Consider the following 827-nt stretch of genomic DNA (forward strand, 5'->3'; position numbering starts at 1 on the left):
ACCTTGTCGGGTACGCCGACAGTGGCTGGCAATGCCAGCTTCACGATCACGGCAAGAGATGCAAACAGTGCCTCAAGTTCTGTTGCCTACACGCTTGCCATTGCTGAGCAGGCCGCGCTTGCCAATGCCGTGCCAGCGACGGTTCCTGCCAATTCCTCGGCCAATGTCATCAAACTCAACATTACCGGCGGGGCGGCGGCATCGGTCGCCATCAATGCCCAGGCCAGCCACGGTACGGCGACGGCGTCTGGCACGAGCATCACCTACACGCCGACTGCTGGTTACTCTGGTTCCGACAGCTTCACCTATACCGCCACAAATACGTTTGGCACATCAGCGGCTGCCACCGTCTCCGTCATTGTGTTGGCTCCCACCTTCAGCTTCTCGCCATCGGCGGGGTCGCTGTCAGGTGGTGTGGTTGGCACCGTATATAATCAGACCATCTCGGCCTCAGGCGGCACGGCACCCTATGGCTTCAGCGTCACCGGCGGCACCTTGCCCGCAGGCCTGTCGTTAACCTCGGCTGGCACCTTGTCGGGTACGCCGACAGTGGCTGGCAATGCCAGCTTCACGATCACGGCAAGAGATGCAAACAGTGCCTCAAGTTCTGTGACATATACGCTTGCCATTGCTGAGCAGGCCGCGCTTGCCAATGCCGTGCCAGCGACGGTTCCTGCCAATTCCTCGGCCAATGTCATCACGCTCAACATTACCGGCGGGGCGGCGGCATCGGTCGCCATCAATGCCCAGGCCAGCCATGGTACGGCGACGGCGTCTGGCACGAGCATCACCTACACGCCGACTGCTGGTTACTCTGGTTCCGACAG

At 60.9% G+C, this 827-nt stretch carries 1 protein-coding gene; it reads left to right on the forward strand.

Translation table 11 applies throughout. The features are described from left to right. Positions 1-827 (forward strand): Ig-like domain-containing protein (locus IFT53_RS23535; RefSeq protein ID WP_244656555.1); only part of this gene is annotated, 827 nt, incomplete at both ends.

The organism is Rhizobium sp. CFBP 13644, from assembly GCF_014842165.1.
Lineage (GTDB): Bacteria > Pseudomonadota > Alphaproteobacteria > Rhizobiales > Rhizobiaceae > Agrobacterium > Agrobacterium tumefaciens_C.